Annotated in this window: 16 protein-coding genes; 5 read left to right on the top strand and 11 right to left on the bottom strand. The window is 57.1% G+C overall.

Annotation, left to right across the window (positions count from 1 at the left end; translation table 11 throughout):
* Positions 1-6 precede the first annotated feature (6 nt).
* Entirely contained in the window at positions 7-417 is a 411-nt protein-coding gene (locus tag ABLV78_RS17640) for a YbhQ family protein (RefSeq protein ID WP_047049141.1), read from the top strand.
* Here ABLV78_RS17640 and ABLV78_RS17635 read toward each other — a convergent pair.
* From ABLV78_RS17635 to cecR, 5 genes are all read right to left on the bottom strand, one after another.
* Entirely contained in the window at positions 379-1,485 is a 1,107-nt protein-coding gene (locus ABLV78_RS17635; RefSeq protein WP_045395047.1) for an ABC transporter permease, read from the bottom strand. The genes ABLV78_RS17640 and ABLV78_RS17635 overlap by 39 nt on opposite strands.
* Before the next feature lie 89 nt (positions 1,486-1,574).
* Positions 1,575-2,708 carry an ABC transporter permease gene (locus ABLV78_RS17630; RefSeq protein ID WP_042895141.1) on the bottom strand — a complete coding sequence of 378 codons (1,134 nt, stop codon included), beginning with the start codon at positions 2,706-2,708 and terminating at the stop codon, positions 1,575-1,577.
* A complete protein-coding gene (locus tag ABLV78_RS17625; protein ID WP_045395046.1) occupies positions 2,698-4,437 on the bottom strand; it encodes an ATP-binding cassette domain-containing protein in 1,740 nt (579 codons plus the stop codon). The genes ABLV78_RS17630 and ABLV78_RS17625 overlap by 11 nt, the downstream gene beginning before the upstream one ends.
* Positions 4,430-5,422: a secretion protein HlyD gene (gene hlyD / locus ABLV78_RS17620; RefSeq protein ID WP_045395045.1), complete on the bottom strand. Its 993-nt coding sequence runs from the start codon at positions 5,420-5,422 to the stop codon at positions 4,430-4,432. Before hlyD ends, ABLV78_RS17625 begins: the two co-directional genes overlap by 8 nt.
* Positions 5,419-6,096, bottom strand: a complete 678-nt coding sequence (gene cecR, locus ABLV78_RS17615; protein ID WP_045395044.1) for a transcriptional regulator CecR — start codon at positions 6,094-6,096, stop codon at positions 5,419-5,421. Before cecR ends, hlyD begins: the two co-directional genes overlap by 4 nt.
* A 259-nt stretch (positions 6,097-6,355) precedes the next feature.
* On the opposite strand from cecR, the gene rhlE reads away from it, so the two are divergent.
* From rhlE to ybiB, 3 genes are all read left to right on the top strand, one after another.
* Complete coding sequence (gene rhlE, locus ABLV78_RS17610; protein WP_047049137.1) at positions 6,356-7,711, top strand: ATP-dependent RNA helicase RhlE; 1,356 nt, start codon at positions 6,356-6,358, stop codon at positions 7,709-7,711.
* Positions 7,712-7,908: 197 nt separating this feature from the next.
* Positions 7,909-10,053, top strand: coding sequence for an ATP-dependent DNA helicase DinG (gene dinG / locus ABLV78_RS17605; RefSeq protein WP_047049134.1), 2,145 nt, complete (start codon positions 7,909-7,911; stop codon positions 10,051-10,053).
* Positions 10,054-10,103: 50 nt separating this feature from the next.
* A complete protein-coding gene (ybiB, locus tag ABLV78_RS17600; RefSeq protein WP_047049130.1) occupies positions 10,104-11,072 on the top strand; it encodes a DNA-binding protein YbiB in 969 nt (322 codons plus the stop codon).
* A 102-nt stretch (positions 11,073-11,174) separates the two neighbouring features.
* Here the strand turns inward: ybiB and ybiJ are convergent, their stop codons facing one another.
* From ybiJ to ABLV78_RS17580, 4 genes are all read right to left on the bottom strand, one after another.
* Complete coding sequence (ybiJ, locus tag ABLV78_RS17595; RefSeq protein ID WP_047049127.1) at positions 11,175-11,435, bottom strand: DUF1471 family protein YbiJ; 261 nt, start codon at positions 11,433-11,435, stop codon at positions 11,175-11,177.
* A gap of 283 nt (positions 11,436-11,718) precedes the next feature.
* Positions 11,719-11,985, bottom strand: coding sequence for a DksA/TraR family C4-type zinc finger protein (locus ABLV78_RS17590; RefSeq protein ID WP_047049124.1), 267 nt, complete (start codon positions 11,983-11,985; stop codon positions 11,719-11,721).
* Positions 11,986-12,064: 79 nt separating this feature from the next.
* Positions 12,065-12,742 carry a PKHD-type hydroxylase YbiX gene (ybiX, locus tag ABLV78_RS17585; RefSeq protein ID WP_047049122.1) on the bottom strand — a complete coding sequence of 226 codons (678 nt, stop codon included), beginning with the start codon at positions 12,740-12,742 and terminating at the stop codon, positions 12,065-12,067.
* A 44-nt stretch (positions 12,743-12,786) separates the two neighbouring features.
* Positions 12,787-15,075 carry a catecholate siderophore receptor Fiu gene (locus tag ABLV78_RS17580; RefSeq protein WP_047049503.1) on the bottom strand — a complete coding sequence of 763 codons (2,289 nt, stop codon included), beginning with the start codon at positions 15,073-15,075 and terminating at the stop codon, positions 12,787-12,789.
* A 67-nt stretch (positions 15,076-15,142) separates the two neighbouring features.
* Between ABLV78_RS17580 and ABLV78_RS17575 the strand changes: the two genes are divergently transcribed.
* Positions 15,143-15,316 (top strand): hypothetical protein, encoded by a 174-nt coding sequence (locus ABLV78_RS17575; RefSeq protein WP_155958909.1) that lies wholly within the window; start codon positions 15,143-15,145, stop codon positions 15,314-15,316.
* Positions 15,317-15,428: 112 nt separating this feature from the next.
* On the opposite strand, the gene ABLV78_RS17570 is transcribed toward ABLV78_RS17575, so the two are convergent.
* Both ABLV78_RS17570 and ABLV78_RS17565 read right to left on the bottom strand, forming a co-directional pair.
* On the bottom strand, positions 15,429-15,692 hold the full coding sequence (locus ABLV78_RS17570; protein WP_072251435.1) for a YdgH/BhsA/McbA family protein: 264 nt from the start codon (positions 15,690-15,692) through the stop codon (positions 15,429-15,431).
* A gap of 158 nt (positions 15,693-15,850) precedes the next feature.
* Positions 15,851-16,465 carry a flavin reductase family protein gene (locus ABLV78_RS17565; RefSeq protein WP_047049116.1) on the bottom strand — a complete coding sequence of 205 codons (615 nt, stop codon included), beginning with the start codon at positions 16,463-16,465 and terminating at the stop codon, positions 15,851-15,853.
* Positions 16,466-16,489: the final 24 nt, after the last annotated feature.

Here is a 16,489-nt window from a genome sequence, read left to right as displayed (position 1 = left end):
GAAGCCATGAAGTGGCAACAACGTGTACGCGTCGCAACAGGTCTTAGTTGCTGGCAGATTATGTTGCATCTACTGGTCGTGGCAGTACTGGTGATGGGTTGGATGAGCGGCGCGCTGGTGCGCGTCGGATTAGGGCTGTGCGTACTGTACGGCGTCACGCTGCTGGCGATGCTGTTTTTACAGCGTCACCATGAAGCACGCTGGCGCGATGTGGGGGACTTCCTTGAGGAGCTCACCACAACCTGGTACTTCGGCGCCGCCATGATAGTGCTCTGGTTGTTGTCGCGCGTGCTGCACAACAACCTGCTGCTGGCCCTCGCCGGGCTGGTCATACTGGCAGGCCCGGCGGTGGTATCGCTGCTGGCGAAAGATAAAAAACTAGGCAATCTTTCTTCGGAACATCGCATACGCCGCTGAGCCGGTAGTGGCCGCTATGACTAATAGCGGCCACAAACTTCCCCACACAATCTTCAGACTCGCATCCTTCAGATAAATTTGTTTGGTGATATCGGTAAAGTGCCGGATAGGGTTGATCCAGGTGATGTCCTGCAGCCACTGCGGCATGTTTTCTACCGGTGAAACGTAGCCGGAAAGCAGAATCGCCGGCATCATAAAGACGAACACGCCGATAAATGCCTGCTGCTGGGTTGAACACAGCGAAGAAATCAATAAGCCAAAGCCCACCAGAGAGAGTCCGTAAATCAGCATGGTGAAATAGAACAGCAGCAGCGAGCCGGCAAATGGGATCTGATAGGCCCAGATGCCGATTGCCAGCACGATAGTCGCCTGCATCGTGGCGACTATCAGCGCCGGTACCGCTTTGCCAACGAATATTTGCCAGGTGGCGAGCGGTGAAACCAGCAGCTGATCGAGGGTGCCCTGTTCGCGCTCGCGAGCCACCGACAGCGAGGTGACGATCATCACCCCGATGGTGGTGATCATGGCGATAAGCGACGGCACCACGAACCATTTATAGTCGAGATTCGGGTTGTACCAGTTGCGCACCACCAGTTCGCTGTTGTTCGGTTTCGCTTTGTCCTGCAGCAGATCCTGCTGATAGTTTTTAACAATCTGCTGTAGATAGTTAGCGGCGATTTGCGCGCTGTTGGAGTTACGCCCGTCGAGCAGTAGCTGTAGCGGGGCGGTTTGATAGTTGTCGAGATTACGCGAGAAATCCGCCGGGAAGCGCACCACGAGCAGGGCTTTTTGTTCATCGATGGTCGGCTGGATCGCCTGCGGGCTTTTCAGAAGCAGGACGTGGGTAAAGGCCTTTGCGCGGGCAAAGCGCTGGGTGAGCTCCACCGCGTGGCGGCCGCTATCTTCGTTATAGATAGCGATGGTAGCGTTGGTCACCTCAAGCGTGGCAGCAAAGGGAAACAGCAGTACCTGAATCAGCACCGGCATGATTAAAATCATCCGCGTTTGCGGTTCGCGCAGCAGCGACTGCAGCTCTTTGCGGATTAATGTCCATAAACGATGAAACATAGAACCTTCCTCATGTCGGACCCGGGCGACCGAAACCTATCGTAGGCCCGTTAAGCGTAGCGCCACCGGGCAAAATTCGAGCGCCAGGGTTAATCCAGACGCCGTTTGGTTTTAAGCCACGTCAGGCCGATAAACATCACCGCCGAAGCAATCAAAAACAGCACGTTCACCAGCAGCACCACGGGAATATTGCCCGCCAGAAACAGGCTTTGCAGGGTGTTAACGAAATAACGCGCCGGGATCACGTAGGTCACCGCGCGGATCACCGCCGGCATACTGTCTATCTGGAAAATAAACCCCGACAACATAATCGACGGTAAAAAAGCGGCGTTCAACGCGACCTGCGCGGCGTTAAATTGGTTGCGGGTAATGGTCGAGATCAGTAGCCCCATTCCCAGCGTACTGAGCAAAAACAGGCTGGTGATGACAAACAAAATTAGCAGCGAGCCGCGATAGGGCACGCCGAGAATAAATACCGATACCAGCATACACAGCAACATCGCCAGCATGCCAAGGAAATAGTAGGGAATTATCTTGCACAGCAGCAGTTCGGCGCGGGTGATTTCGGTGGATAGCAGCGCTTCCATGGTGCCGCGTTCCCATTCGCGCGCTACCACCAGCGAGGTCAATATCGCGCCGACCACGGTCATGATGATGGTAATTGCGCCGGGGATAATAAAGTGCTGACTGATGGCCGCTGGGTTAAACCAGTAGCGCATCTGCACGTCAATAAGCGGTTCAAAGGTTTCACCGCGGTCTTCCGCCCGCTGCTGTTGCCAGATCTGCCAGATACCTTCGACGTAGCCCTGCGCGAAGTTAGCGGTGTTAGGCTCGCTGCCGTCGGTAATCAACTGAATCGGCGCATTGGCGCCGGCGCGGGCCATCTGACGGTCAAAATCGACGGGAATGACGACCATCGCGCGAATGCGCCCGGCCTGCATCAGCTCAATCAACTGCTGGCGATTATCGCTGACGGTGGCGTCGATGTAGGGCGAGCCGGTCATGGTATGGACAAAGTCCAGCGCCTCTTCGCTCTGCTGTTCCAGCAATACGCCGACCCGCAGTTTACTGGAGTCGAGGTTAATGCCGTAGCCGAAGATAAACAGCAGGAGTAGCGGGATCACCACCGCAATCAGCCAACTGCTGGGATCGCGGACGATCTGCCGGGTCTCTTTGACGCACAGCGCGCGAACCCGTCGCCAGGAGAGAATGCTATTGCTCATGACCGTTTTCCTTGTCCCATTGGTTAATCAGGGTAATAAACGCCTGTTCCATGGTGGGATCCGCCTGACTGTCATTCGCCGCCTGCGCCTTCAGCGCGTCCGGCGTGCCGCTGGCGATAAGCTTACCGTGGTAGACCAGCCCGATGCGGTCGCAGTATTCCGCCTCATCCATAAAGTGGGTTGTCACCATCACCGTAACCCCTTTATCGACCATGCTGTTGATATGCAGCCAGAATTCGCGGCGAGTAAGCGGGTCGACGCCGGAGGTGGGTTCATCGAGAAACAGGATGTCGGGTTCATGCATTAGCGAGCAGGCCAGCGCCAGCCGCTGCTTGTAGCCGAGCGGTAGCTCATCGGCGGCGTGGCTGGCGATACTTTTCAGGCCGAAGGCATCGCTCATGCGCGCGATTTTTTCATTTTGCGCCCGGCCGCGTAGGCCGTAAACGCCGGAGAAAAAACGCAGGTTCTGCTCGACGCTGAGGTTGCCATACAGCGAGAATTTTTGCGCCATGTAGCCCAGATGCTGGCGCGCTTTACCGGAGCTAACCTTGAGATCCATCCCCAGCACCAGCGCTTTTCCGTCGGTCGGCACCAGCAGGCCGCACATCATTTTGAAGGTCGTGGATTTACCGGCGCCGTTGGGCCCGAGCAGGCCGAAAATCTCACCGCGCTTAACCTGGAAATCGACGTGATCGGTGGCGGCGAAATCACCAAACTTTTTCGTTAACGACCGTGCTTCAATGACCGTTTCGTCTTTGCTGCCGTCCACGTGATGAATAATCTCTCCCAGCGGCGACTCGGCGGTTCCGGCGCCGCCTAACAGGTCGATAAAGGCGTCTTCAAAACGCGGCGCGGTTTCGGCCACCTGTAGCGGCGGCATGTCGTTATGTTGCTGAACTTCATCAATGCGGGCTTCCTTTTTCAGAATCAAACGCACCGATTTGCCCTGAATCACGCCATCGCTAATTTGCGGGAGTTTCAGCGCTCGCTGCAGCAGACGGCGGTTGTTTTCCTGCGGGCTGGAGACCAGAAAGCTGCGCCCGGCCATGGTTTGCGTCAGCGCCTTCGGTTCGCCCTGGTAAAGCAATTTACCTTCGTTCATCAGCAGCACATCGCGGCACTGCTCGGCTTCATCGAGATAAGAGGTGCTCCACAAAATAAGCATGCCGTCGCCGGCCAGTTCGTGGACCATCTGCCACAGCTCGCGGCGCGAGATAGGATCGACTCCGACGCCGGGCTCATCTAACAGTAGCACTTTCGGATCGCCTACCAGCGTACAGGCGAGCCCCAGTTTTTGCTTCATGCCGCCGGAGAGTTTGCCGGCTAATCGCCCGGTGAAAGGGCCAAGAGAAGTGAATTCCAGCAGGCGCTCGAATATTTTCTTCCGCGCCTCGCCGGTGACGCTGCGCAGATCGGCGTACAGGTTCAGGTTTTCCATCACCGTCAGATCTTCATACAGGCCGAATTTCTGCGGCATATAGCCGAGCGCCGCGTGCAGCGCGCTGTCGTCCTTGAGCGGATCGAAGCCGATAACGCTGGCGCTGCCCTCATCAGGCTTAAGTAAACCGGCCAGCATTCGCATCAGGGTGGTTTTACCCGCGCCATCGGGGCCGACGAGCCCTGTGACGTAGCCTGAGTGAATCGTACAGTTCAGCGGCGCGACCGCGGGTCGGTCCATACCGGGAAAACCGCGTGTCAGTCCGGTTAAAGTTATCGCGTCCTTACTCATGCCCGTTTCCGTTGCTGAAGGAGACGGTGACCGGCATGCCCTGACGCAGCGCGCCGTCGGCGTCGTTCACCACGATGCGCAGGCGGTAGACGAGATCGGTACGCAAATCCGGTGTTTCCACGGTCTTCGGCGTGAATTCGGCGCTGGGGGAGACAAAGCCGATTTTACCATGATAGGGCTTGTTCGGCCGGCTATCGGTATACAGCAGTACTTCGCGCCCCGGCTGCGCCTGGCCAAGGTTTTTCTCGTCAACGTAGGCGCGTACCCAAACCGGATGGGTTAACGATAGCGTCAACACCGTGCCGCCGGCGTTCAACATGGTGCCGGGCTCTACGGCTCGGGTCATCAGGGTACCGTCGGATGGCGCGGTCAGTACGGTATCGTGCAGGTCCAGTTTGGCCTGCGCCAGGGCCGCCTGCGCCTGTTCAAGGCTGGCTTTGGCCTGGGCAATTTCCTGCGGGCGGTTACCGGCGCGATATTGACGCAGTTTGTCCTGCGCCGATTTTAGGGTCGCCTGCGCCTGATCGCGTGAAGAACGGGCGTTTTCGAGGTCGTTGGCTGAAATCGCGCTGCTGGCGCGCAGGCCGAGCTGACGTTGATAAAAATTCTGCGCATAGACCCAGGCGGCCTGCGCCTGATTAACCGCGGCCGCCGCCTGCGCAATCTCTTCGGCACGGTAGCCCGCCATCATCAAATCGTACTGCGCCTGGGCGGTGGAGACGTTGGCCTGCGCCTGCTGCAGCGCGTTCTCATACGGCGCGCGGTCAAGTTCGCCGAGGGTTTGCCCGCGGCGAATTTCATCGCCTTCATCGACGTTCAGGGTTGCCAGCCGTCCGCCGACGCGGAAGCTCATATTCACAGTGCGAATATCGACATTGCCATAGAGAGTGAGATCTTTCGCCTGGCTGCTTTGATACCACCACCAGGCGCCGCCGATCGCGGCGAGCACGATGACGACCAGTAGAACGACGACGGGTTTTTTCATGATCCCAGGCTCCTTTGCGCTAACCCTTGCAGAATGAAATCGATATGACAGGTAATCACCTGAAAAATTTGTTCAGCCTTTTGTTGATCGAACTGCGCCCAGCCGGTACGCAGTAAAATGGTTTCCCGCCCGAGGCGGAAGGCCAGCACCTCGCCAAGCAGGGCGTGGGTGTGCAGAATCATTTGCGTATCGTTGGCATCGCGCCCGGTCCAGGCGGCGATAAGCCGCGTCAAATAGCTATGTAGCGGGGCGATAACCTGCTGGTGGATAAGCTGGTAAGCCGCCGTAGGGGAGAGCTGCTCGCGAGAGATAAATTTGCTGAGGTTGACCGTGTCGTCCTGGGTCAGCAGCAGACTCATATCGCGGCAGCTGCGCAGAATCAATTCCCGCAGCGCCGGTTTGTCGGGGGGCGTCTGGGCGAGCAGGGCTTCGGCCGCTTCGGCATGCGGGCGGAAATTCTCGCCGATACAGTCGGCGATCCACTGCGCGCAGGCGAGATACAGGTCGTCTTTCGAACCGAAATAATAGGTGATAGCAGCGATATTTTGCCCGGCCTGCGCGGCGATATCGCGGGTCGTCGCATGGAGGCCATACTCGCCGAATTGCGCGATGGCGGCGGCGATAAGTTGGCTTTTGGCTTGTTCGCCTTTACTGGTGACGGAAGTACTGTTCATCGCACTCTAAAAAATTAATCAATCGATTGATTAAGAATAGAGGCGATTCGCATATCTGTCCAGAATGATGAATACTGAAGATAACGCCGCGCGGGCGAGCATTATTTTGCCGCTAAATCCTCCGGGGATATTTTATGCGGTTCGTCACAAAATCTGCTAAACTGCGCCCCTTCATGGCATTGTGGTTTTTGCCATCTCTATCGCAATAATCTCCCTGAAAACTACGCCCTTAAACGGGCCGGGGCGGTTCGGAGTTGTTATGTCTTTTGATTCCCTTGGCCTGAATCCCGATATCCTGCGCGCCGTCGCCGAGCAGGGCTACGTTGAGCCGACCCCTATCCAGCAGCAGGCGATCCCGGCTGTACTGCAGGGTCGCGACCTGATGGCCAGCGCCCAGACCGGTACCGGTAAGACCGCTGGTTTTACGCTGCCGCTGCTGCAACGTCTGATTCAGAACGAGCCGCACGCGAAGGGCCGTCGCCCGGTTCGCGCGCTGATCCTGACGCCGACCCGCGAGCTGGCGGCGCAGGTGGGCGAGAACGTCCGCGACTACAGCAAGTATCTGAATATCCGCTCGCTGGTTGTTTTCGGCGGCGTAAGCATTAATCCGCAGATGATGAAACTGCGCGGCGGCGTCGATATCCTCGTCGCCACCCCGGGCCGTCTGCTGGATCTCGAGCATCAGAATGCGGTTAGCCTCGATAAAGTTGAAGTGCTGATTCTGGATGAAGCCGACCGCATGCTGGACATGGGCTTTATCCACGACATCCGCCGCGTGCTGGCTAAACTGCCGCCGCGTCGTCAAAACCTGCTGTTCTCCGCTACCTTCTCCGACGAGATCAAAGCGCTGGCGGAAAAGCTGCTGCACAACCCGCTGGAAGTTGAAGTGGCGCGTCGTAATACCGCTTCCGAGCAGATCACCCAACACGTCCACTTTGTGGATAAGAAACGCAAGCGCGAGCTGCTGTCGCAGATGATCGGCGAAGGCAACTGGCAGCAGGTGCTGGTCTTTACTCGTACCAAGCACGGCGCGAACCATTTAGCCGAGCAACTGAATAAAGACGGTATCCGCAGCGCCGCTATCCACGGAAATAAGAGCCAGGGGGCGCGTACCCGCGCGCTGGCCGACTTTAAATCCGGCGGCATTCGCGTGCTGGTAGCGACCGATATCGCCGCCCGCGGCCTTGATATTGAAGAGCTGCCGCACGTGGTGAACTACGAGCTGCCGAACGTGCCGGAAGATTATGTCCACCGTATCGGTCGTACCGGCCGCGCGGCGGCGACCGGCGAAGCGCTGTCGCTGGTATGCGTTGATGAGCACAAGCTGCTGCGCGATATTGAACGCTTGCTGAAAAAAGAGATCCCACGGATTGCTATTGCCGGCTACGAGCCGGATCCGTCAATTAAAGCGGAGCCGATTCAAAACGGCCGTCAGCAGCGTAGCGGCGGTGGCCGTGGTCAGGGTCAGGGTCAGGGCCGCAGCGGTCAGGGCCAAAACCAGGGTCGTAGCCAGCAGGCTGCGCCGCGCCGTCAGGATGGCGAAGCGCCGAAGGCGCGCGCCCAGGACGGTAAACCGCCGCGCCGTCGTCGCCCGCGTAAACCTGCCGGCGAGTAATACGCTGATACCTGGGCTGCGGCAGCGCGTCCAGGCTCAAAACGGCCCGTCTGTCCGCTTGCGCGGCGGCGGGCCGTTCTTTTTGCTTTTTGCATCGCGTTTTATCGAGCACGCTTCCACACTCAGTAGAAAGCAATACCTCCGGGCCGCTAAAAATGGCACAATAGTGGCTGTTTATACAGTATTCAGGTTTTCTCATGGCTTTGACCGCTGCGCTAAAAGCGCAAATCGCCGCCTGGTATAAGGCGCTTCAGGAACAGATCCCGGACTTTATCCCCCGAGCCCCGCAGCGGCAGATGATTGCCGATGTGGCGAAAACGCTCGCGGGGGAAGAGGGGCGGCATCTGGCTATCGAAGCCCCGACCGGCGTCGGTAAAACGCTGTCATACCTTATCCCCGGGATCGCCATCGCTCGAGAAGAACAAAAAACGCTGGTGGTCAGCACCGCCAACGTCGCTTTGCAGGATCAAATCTACAGTAAAGATCTGCCGCTGCTGCGTAAGATCATTCCCGACCTGCGCTTTACCGCCGCCTTTGGCCGCGGGCGCTACGTTTGCCCGCGTAATCTGACGGCGCTGGCCAGCACCGAGGCGACGCAGCAGGACCTGCTGGCGTTCCTCGATGACGATCTGACGCCAAAAAACCAGGCCGAACAAAAGCTGTGCGCGACGCTGAAAACCGATCTCGACGGCTATAAATGGGATGGCCTGCGCGACCATACCGATAAGCCCATTGATGATGCCCTATGGGGGCGTTTGAGCACCGATAAAGCCAGCTGTCTTAACCGTAACTGCCACTATTATCGTGAATGCCCATTCTTCGTCGCGCGACGGGAAATTCAGGAGGCGGAAGTGGTGGTGGCCAACCATGCGTTGGTGATGGCGGCGATGGAGAGCGAAGCGGTGCTGCCGGAGCCGAAAAACCTGCTGCTGGTGCTCGACGAAGGCCATCATCTGCCGGATGTCGCCCGCGACGCCTTAGAGATGAGCGCTGAGATAACCGCTCCCTGGTACCGGCTGCAGCTGGATCTGTTCAGCAAACTGGTGGCGACCTGCATGGAGCAGTTTCGTCCGAAGACGACGCCGCCGCTGGCTAACCCCGAGCGTCTCAACGAACACTGTGAAGAGCTCTATGAGCTTATCGCCTCGCTGAACAATATTCTCAATCTCTATATGCCTGCAGCTCAGGAGGCGGAACATCGTTTCCCGATGGGCGAACTACCGCAGGAGGTGATGGAAATTTGCCAGCGGCTGGCGAAGCTCACCGAAATGCTACGCGGGCTGGCGGAGCTGTTCCTGAACGACCTCAGCGAAAAGACCGGCAGCCACGATGTGGTGCGTTTGCATCGTATTCTGCTGCAGATGAACCGGGCGCTCGGTATGTTTGAAAGCCAGAGCAAGCTGTGGCGGCTGGCGTCGCTGGCGCAGTCCTCCGGCGCGCCGGTAACCAAATGGGCGACCCGCGATGTCCGCGACGGCCAGATACATGTCTGGTTCCACTGCGTCGGTATCCGCGTCAGCGATCAGCTCGAACGCCTGCTGTGGCGCAGCGTGCCGCATATTGTCGTTACCTCGGCGACCCTGCGTTCGTTGAACAGCTTCTCGCGTCTGCAGGAGATGAGCGGTCTGAAAGAGAAAGCGGGCGATCGTTTCGTGGCGCTGGACTCGCCGTTCAATCACGTCGAGCAGGGAAAAATTATTATTCCGCAGATGCGCTATGAGCCGCTTATTGATAACGAAGAGCAGCACATCGCCGAAATGGCGGCCTTTTTCCGTGAGCAGGTCGAGAGCAAAAAGCATCTTGGTATGCTGGTGCTGTTCGCCAGCGGGCGGGCCATGAATCGCTTTCTGGAACATGTTACCGATCTGCGCCTGATGCTGCTGGTGCAGGGCGACCAGCCGCGCTATCGGCTGGTCGAGCTACATCGTAAACGCGTTGAAGGCGGCGAGCGTAGCGTGCTGGTTGGCCTGCAATCTTTTGCCGAAGGGCTGGATTTAAAGGGCGAGCTGTTAAGCCAGGTGCATATCCATAAAATCGCCTTCCCGCCGATCGACAGCCCGGTGGTGATCACCGAAGGCGAGTGGTTGAAAAGCCTCAACCGCTATCCCTTTGAGGTGCAAAGCCTGCCGAGCGCCTCATTCAACCTGATTCAACAGGTCGGGCGCCTGATCCGTAGCCATCAGTGCTGGGGCGAAGTCATTATTTACGATAAGCGCCTGCTGACCAAAAATTACGGCGCGCGATTGTTAAATGCGTTACCGGTATTTCCCATAGAGCAGCCGGGCGTTCCCGAGGTTATAGTAAAAAGCAAAGCAAAACAGACGCGTCGCCGACGCCGCTAAGCGCATAAGCGGTCCGGTCGGCGGAGCCTACCGCTGGAGGGAGCAAGTCGATGGATTACACCAAAATCATCAAAGAAGTCGGGCGCGGCAAAAATCACGCTCGCGACCTGGATTTAACCACGGCCCGTGCGCTGTATACGCGGATGTTAAACGGCGAAGTGGACGATCTGGAGCTGGGGGCGATCCTCATCGCGCTGCGCATCAAGGGCGAAGGCGAAGCGGAAATGCAGGGCTTCTATGAGGCGATGCAGCTACAGACTATCCGCCTGACGCCGCCGGTTGCTAAACCGATGCCTATCGTCATTCCCAGCTATAACGGCGCGCGCAAACAGGCCAACCTGACGCCGCTGCTGGCGGTGCTGTTGCATAAAATGGGCTTTCCGGTAGTGGTGCACGGCGTCAGCCATGACCCTACTCGCGTCCTGACGGAAACCATCTTTGAGCTCATGGGGATCCCGGCGACGACCCATGCCGGGCAGGCTCAGGCGCGTCTTGACGGCCATGAACCCGTCTATATCCCGATTGGCGCACTGTGTCCGCCGCTGGAAAAGCAGCTGGCGCTGCGCTGGCGGATGGGGGTGCGTAACAGCGCACATACCCTGGCTAAGCTGGCGACGCCATTTGCCGAAGATGCCGCGCTGCGTCTGTCGAGCGTCTCGCATCCGGAATACGTCGATAAGGTCGCGAAGTTCTTTACTGAAATCGGCGGACGCGCGCTATTGATGCACGGTACCGAAGGTGAGGTTTACGCCAATCCGCAGCGTTGTCCGCAAATCAATCTCATTGATGCGGCGGGGACGCGAGCGCTGCATGAGCGAGCCGATGAAAGCCAGCAGGACAAGGTGGCGCTGCCGGAATCTAAAGATCCCGAAGTTACCGCGCGCTGGATTGAGCGCTGCGTGAGCGGTAGCGAGCCGGTTCCGCAGTCGCTGAAAATTCAGCTCGCCTGCTGCCTGGTCGCCACCGGTCAGGCGACTTCGCTCGCCCATGGTCTGGCGCAGGTTGCCGAACGCTGGTAAACGGACAAAAAAAAGCCCGTCCGGTGGCTCGGACGGGCAAACAAGGGTATTTAAAAGGTCTTTTCAGGGTTAATTCAGTGGCATTTCAGAGTGTTGCTGCGATTATTTGTAGATAACCGCGGTACCGCTAACTTTGTTGTTGGTGTTAGCGGAGGTGATGCTGTAGCCGGTTGCGCCAGCGGCATCTGCTTTAGCAGCCAGTTTGGCTTCCAGACCATCCAGCGTCGTTGCGCCTTCAGCGGAAACAACACCGATTTTATTCATGCTTTCTGCCTGTGACGGGGTTACCGGCTGAGCGGCGAATGCGCCGAAGGACAGAGCGGAAAGGGCGATAGCAGCGGCAGCGTATTTGATATTTTTCATGATTAATTTCTCGCATTATGTTCTGTAGAGGACGATGTTCCGTCGATGTGATAAGTATCACGTTTTTTGCCGCGAGATAAAATCGAAGGAAATTCACAGTCTTCATCGAATTTTTTGAATAATGAATAATTTATTGAATATTAATAAATTATTTTCCGCTATTGCCGCGGGCGAGGGGTAAACTAATTGCCATGGCAACTAAAGGCACATTTTGCCACTTTTTTCGCCAAAAAACGTGCGCGAAAAGATAACGCGATCGGCGGTAATGAACGGTAAAGGAAGGTCAGCGTAGCTGGCTATCTTTGGAACCACGGCGATTATATCCTGAATATGTATTGTTATGTAAATCTTTATCCTGTTGGCACTTCACGCAGTATCTGACCCCGGGAATTGCCTTGCGCCGGGCCTCGGGAATCGGCTCTGCGCATTCTTCACAAAATTTGTTGCTCTCACCGCTTGGCAGCTCGCTACGGGCGCGGGCAACGGCATCGTTTACCGTGCTGTCGATTTGATCCTGTACGGCCCCATCGTTTGCCCAACCTGACGCCATGATGTGCTCCTCATCTCAATATCTGTTTAAAGTATAGAAAAGATGGGGGCAAAAAATGACCAGACAAGGTTTAGGTTGCTTAGATTTCCGACCATTCCCGCAGCAGGTTGTGGTACAGGTTGAGAAGCGACAGCACCTCATCGCTCTCGCCGTGGCGGCTCTTTAACTTCTGAATATTACCATCGAGCTCGAACAGCATTGCGCGACGCTTATCGTCGCGGATCATCGACTGGATCCATAGAAAAGAGGCGATGCGTTCGCCGGAGGTGACTGGAGTTACGCAGTGCAGGCTGCTTGAAGGATAGAGCACCAGATCGCCGGCCGGCAATTTTACCTTGTGCTGGCCATAGGTATCATTGACCACCAGTTCGCCGCCGTCGTAGCTTTGCGGATCGTTAAGGAACAGGGTGGCGGAGAGGTCGGTGCGCATCCAGCCGCCCTGACCGTGGCTGCGTACCGCGCCATCGACGTGAAAACCGTAGGTTTCTTGCTGCTGGTAGCGGTTAAACAGCGGGGTGGAGAGCGTTTTGGGTAACGCCGCGGCGAAGAACAGCGAACTGCGGTTCAGCGCCGCCTGGACCTTAGCCTGTAGCTCGCCGTATAAAGCGCTGCGCGTATCGACCTGCTGATTGTTTTTTACCTGCGCCCCCTGGGCGCCGGTGGTCACGCGGCCGTCAACCCACTCGGCCTGCTGTAGCTGAGCGGCGAATTCGGCGACTTCCTGAGGCGTCAGGACGGCGGGGATATGGTACATCATGGCTCAAGCTCCTGAGAAAACGGGGCGTTTCCGCCCCGCATCGATTAGAAATGCACGTTAGCAGTTAACAGGAAAGTGCGTGGCTCGCCCGGGTGATAACGATAGCCGCTCTTGTTAATAGACGCGACGTAATTGGTATCAAACAGGTTATACACGTTCAGTTGCAGGTCGAGATTGCGATTAACCCGATAGCCCATTTTCGCATCCGCTACCCAATAGCCTTCGGTGTAGGACGGCGTGCCAACCGCGCCATCTTTGCCACGGTGCATGCTGCCAATGTAGCGGGCGCCGGCGCCGACGGAGAGGGCATCGGTGGCCTGGTACTGGCTCCAGACGGTAAAGGCGTGTTCCGGCGTATACGGCATTGAGCTGGTGCCATCCTGAGCGGCATCGGCGCCTTCACGGATCGTCGCATGCTGCTGGGTGTAACCGCCAATAACCTGCCAGTCCGGGGTAATATTACCGGCCAGTGAAATCTCATAGCCTTCGACCCGCTTCTTACCATACTGCGAGTAAGTACCGTCGTCGTTTTGTTCGACCTCGTTTTCTATATCGGTGCGGAACAGCGCCGCGGTCAGCAGCAGGCGCTTATCCATCAGTTCCCACTTGGTGCCCAGTTCGCTGGTCTTCGCTTTTTGCGGCTGGAAGTCGGTGCGGTTGGCGCTATTGCCGCTGCCGCTTTGGGCGAGGGTGAAGTTGCTACCGCCCGGCGGTTGTTGCGAGATTGCGTAGTTAACGTACACATTGCCGTTATCAGTCAGATGATACAGCGCGCCGGCTTTCCAGTTGACCAGGTTGCCGCTGGTAGAGGTGTCCACGGTGGTGACCGGCGTATCTTTAGCGACGCCGGTCGGGCAGGCGATGGCTCCACGACCGCTGCCGCCGCACAGGCTGGCGCTATCGTATTTGGTTTGATAGGTATCGAGGCGGATACCGCCGTTCAGCTCAAAATCGCGGGTGATCTGCAGAGTATCGAAAGCGTACAGGCCGAAGGTATCGGTCTGACCGTTGGCGTTAGCGCCGCTGCGGTTCAGGCCGCCGATCGAAATATCGCTATTCGGATGATAGATATTCACCGCCGGCGGGGTGATCGGATAGACGCCGTAGTTAGTCTGCGTTTCGCGGGTAAATTCTACCCCGGCGCTGACGTCATGGCCGACGGATCCGGTGAAAAATTTGCTCGTCAGATTGGTCTGGTTGGTTAGGATCTTGTTGCTGGTGTCTTTGGTGTTTGCCAGACGTGACCAGGTCCAGGTATTGACGTTATTGGGATCCGGTTGAGTAATGTTTGACGCGCCGCCCATGACCGCGGTCATCAGGTAATCCTGTTTCACCCGCGACCAGCGCGTGATGTTGCGGATCGTCGTGTTGTCATTGATATCGTGTTCGAAACGCATGGTCACGGTATCGGTGGTCGAGTCGTCGTAATCAGAGTCCGTACCGTAGAAGTTGCTGGTTGCGACTTTACCAGAGTGGTTCAGCGCATCGGTGGCGGCGTTTGGCGCCGAGTAGCCCGGCAGGCCGATGGTTGGAATACCGCCGTCCGGCGTATTGTGCTGGGTGACGTGCAGATAGTTCAGGTACAGGCGATTCTCAGTGCCGAGACCAAAGGCGACGGATGGCGCGATGCCGTAACGTTCATTTTTAACTTTATCGCGGCCGGCATCGTGGGTTTTCTCTCCCATCAGGTTCAGGCGCACGGCGCTGGTATCGCCAATGGCTTCATTGATATCGAGGGTGCCGCGGCGCATCCACGCGCTGCCGACGCTGGCGGAAGCATCGATCCCGGAATCCAGACGCGGCTGTTTGCTGATCATGTTGATCGATCCGGTTGGCGCGCTGCGGCCGTAGTCGGAACCCGATGGCCCTTTAATCACTTCAACCTGCTCGGTATTAAAGGTATCGCGAGTGACGCTGCCGATATCGCGAATGCCGTCGACATAGATACTGTTGGAGGTATCGGCGCCGCGCATATAGATGGTGTCGCCGGTGGTGGAGTTACCGTTTTCGCCGGCGAAGAAGGCGCCCACGCCCGGCACGTTTTTCAACGCATCGGTCAGGTTAGTGACGCCCTGGTCCTTCATGACCTGCTCTGATACCACCGTGACGGTGCGGGTGGTGTCGGCGATGGGGCGGGAGAATTTTGGGTCAGCGGAATGCGTTGGCGCATACAGCGATGGCGTTTGCGCTTCAACGACCAGGGTTTCGCCGCCTTTCTGTTCATTGCTGTCTGCCGCCAGTACCTGACCCGTCGGGGAGAGGCTCAGGCATAAACCGGTGAAAATCGTCAGTGAACGGAAACTGCTAAAAGGGAGATTGTTATTTTTTTCCATATCCATGAGCAACTTATAGTTTTAATTTGGCCCTGTTTCCCAACATCGTTGTATTGGCGGAAATGAGATGCGCCAATTAACGTCTGCCAGGGTGGGGCGCTTTGCCGATGCGACCGTAAACGGAGTCTGTCTCGTTTCGACCACTGCAGGTGTTCTTAACAATAGCAATGCGTTTGATAATGATTTTGATAACCATTATCAAACAACGGCGGATTTTTATCACTCATTTATAAAAAAATAAATACATTTGTTTACATGGGCTGCATTATTTATACATAAAGGGCAGAAAGCATGATATTCCACGGGTCGAAGTGGGTGTTTTTCGCCCCGTCAGGCTTAGTGCATCAAGCGCGCTATTTATAAATTATCGCGCTTCCCGCCAATTTATTACCGCCGCCGGCGGCGTTAATTCTCCAGGCGAGCGCGCCCTGCTGGTGGGCTTTTTGCGCCAACTGGGCCTGCAAATCGTCAAGGGTGCTGGCGCCGGAGGCGGATACGGTGCCGGACGGGCGAAGCGGACCGGTCTGGGTAAGCGCAGATTCAGGCGTGTCGGCCAGGGCATAGGAGGAGGGGGCGGCAAGCGCGATAAAGAGCAGCGAGAGCAGAGATGTTTTCATGGGTATATCCTCATTAACAGCATGGGACATACCTCAAGTATAGGCCGTTTCGCGAAGAGAATCAGGGTATAACCGGCGGGCAAACAATGGCTTTTTGTCTCACCGCACCTGTTGATGCGAACCCGGTGCGGTGAGGTACGGCGCGTCGGGATTCGCGGTCAGCGAGCGTCCGGACGGGTTAGATCGAAGCGCTGGCTTTCATCAATGCTGTAGTAGGCGGTTGGCCCGCCGGCGCGTAAAATCGGCTGCGCTTTCGCGGTTTGATAGATCCCGTCTTCCAGCAGCGACTCATCAATATGTACGGCGACCACTTCTCCCAGTACCAGCCAGCTATCAATGGCTTCGCCGCTGGCGCGCGTCAACTGAATACACTGCGACAGGCGGCATTCGAAGTGAACCGGGCTTTCCGCCACGCGCGGGGCGCGGACGATCCGGCTCGGCGCGGCGGTTAATCCGGCGCGCAGGAATTCGTCTTCATGACGCGGAATAGAGGCGGAGGTTTCATTCATCGCTTCGGCGAGTGGCCGGGTAGCCAGATTCCAGACAAACTCTTTTGTTTCAATAATGTTCTGCACGCTGTCTTTCCAGCCGCCGCTGGCGAAACCGATGATCGGCGGCCGATAGTTAAAGCAGTTGAAGAAACTGTAGGGCGCCAGGTTGCGCTGCCCTGCGCTATCGAGCGAAGCGATCCAGCCGATGGGGCGCGGCCCGACGATGGCATTCAGCGGGTCGTGCGGCAGGCCGTGGCCTTCGGCAGGTTGATAGAAGTACATAGAGCACCAGAAAGCGAAATAAGA

Source organism: Klebsiella sp. CN_Kp075, assembly GCF_040065055.2.
Classification (GTDB): Bacteria; Pseudomonadota; Gammaproteobacteria; order Enterobacterales; family Enterobacteriaceae; genus Klebsiella; species Klebsiella aerogenes.
Note: the sequence above shows the minus strand (reverse complement) of the source record. Positions and strands in the feature narration are given on the sequence as shown.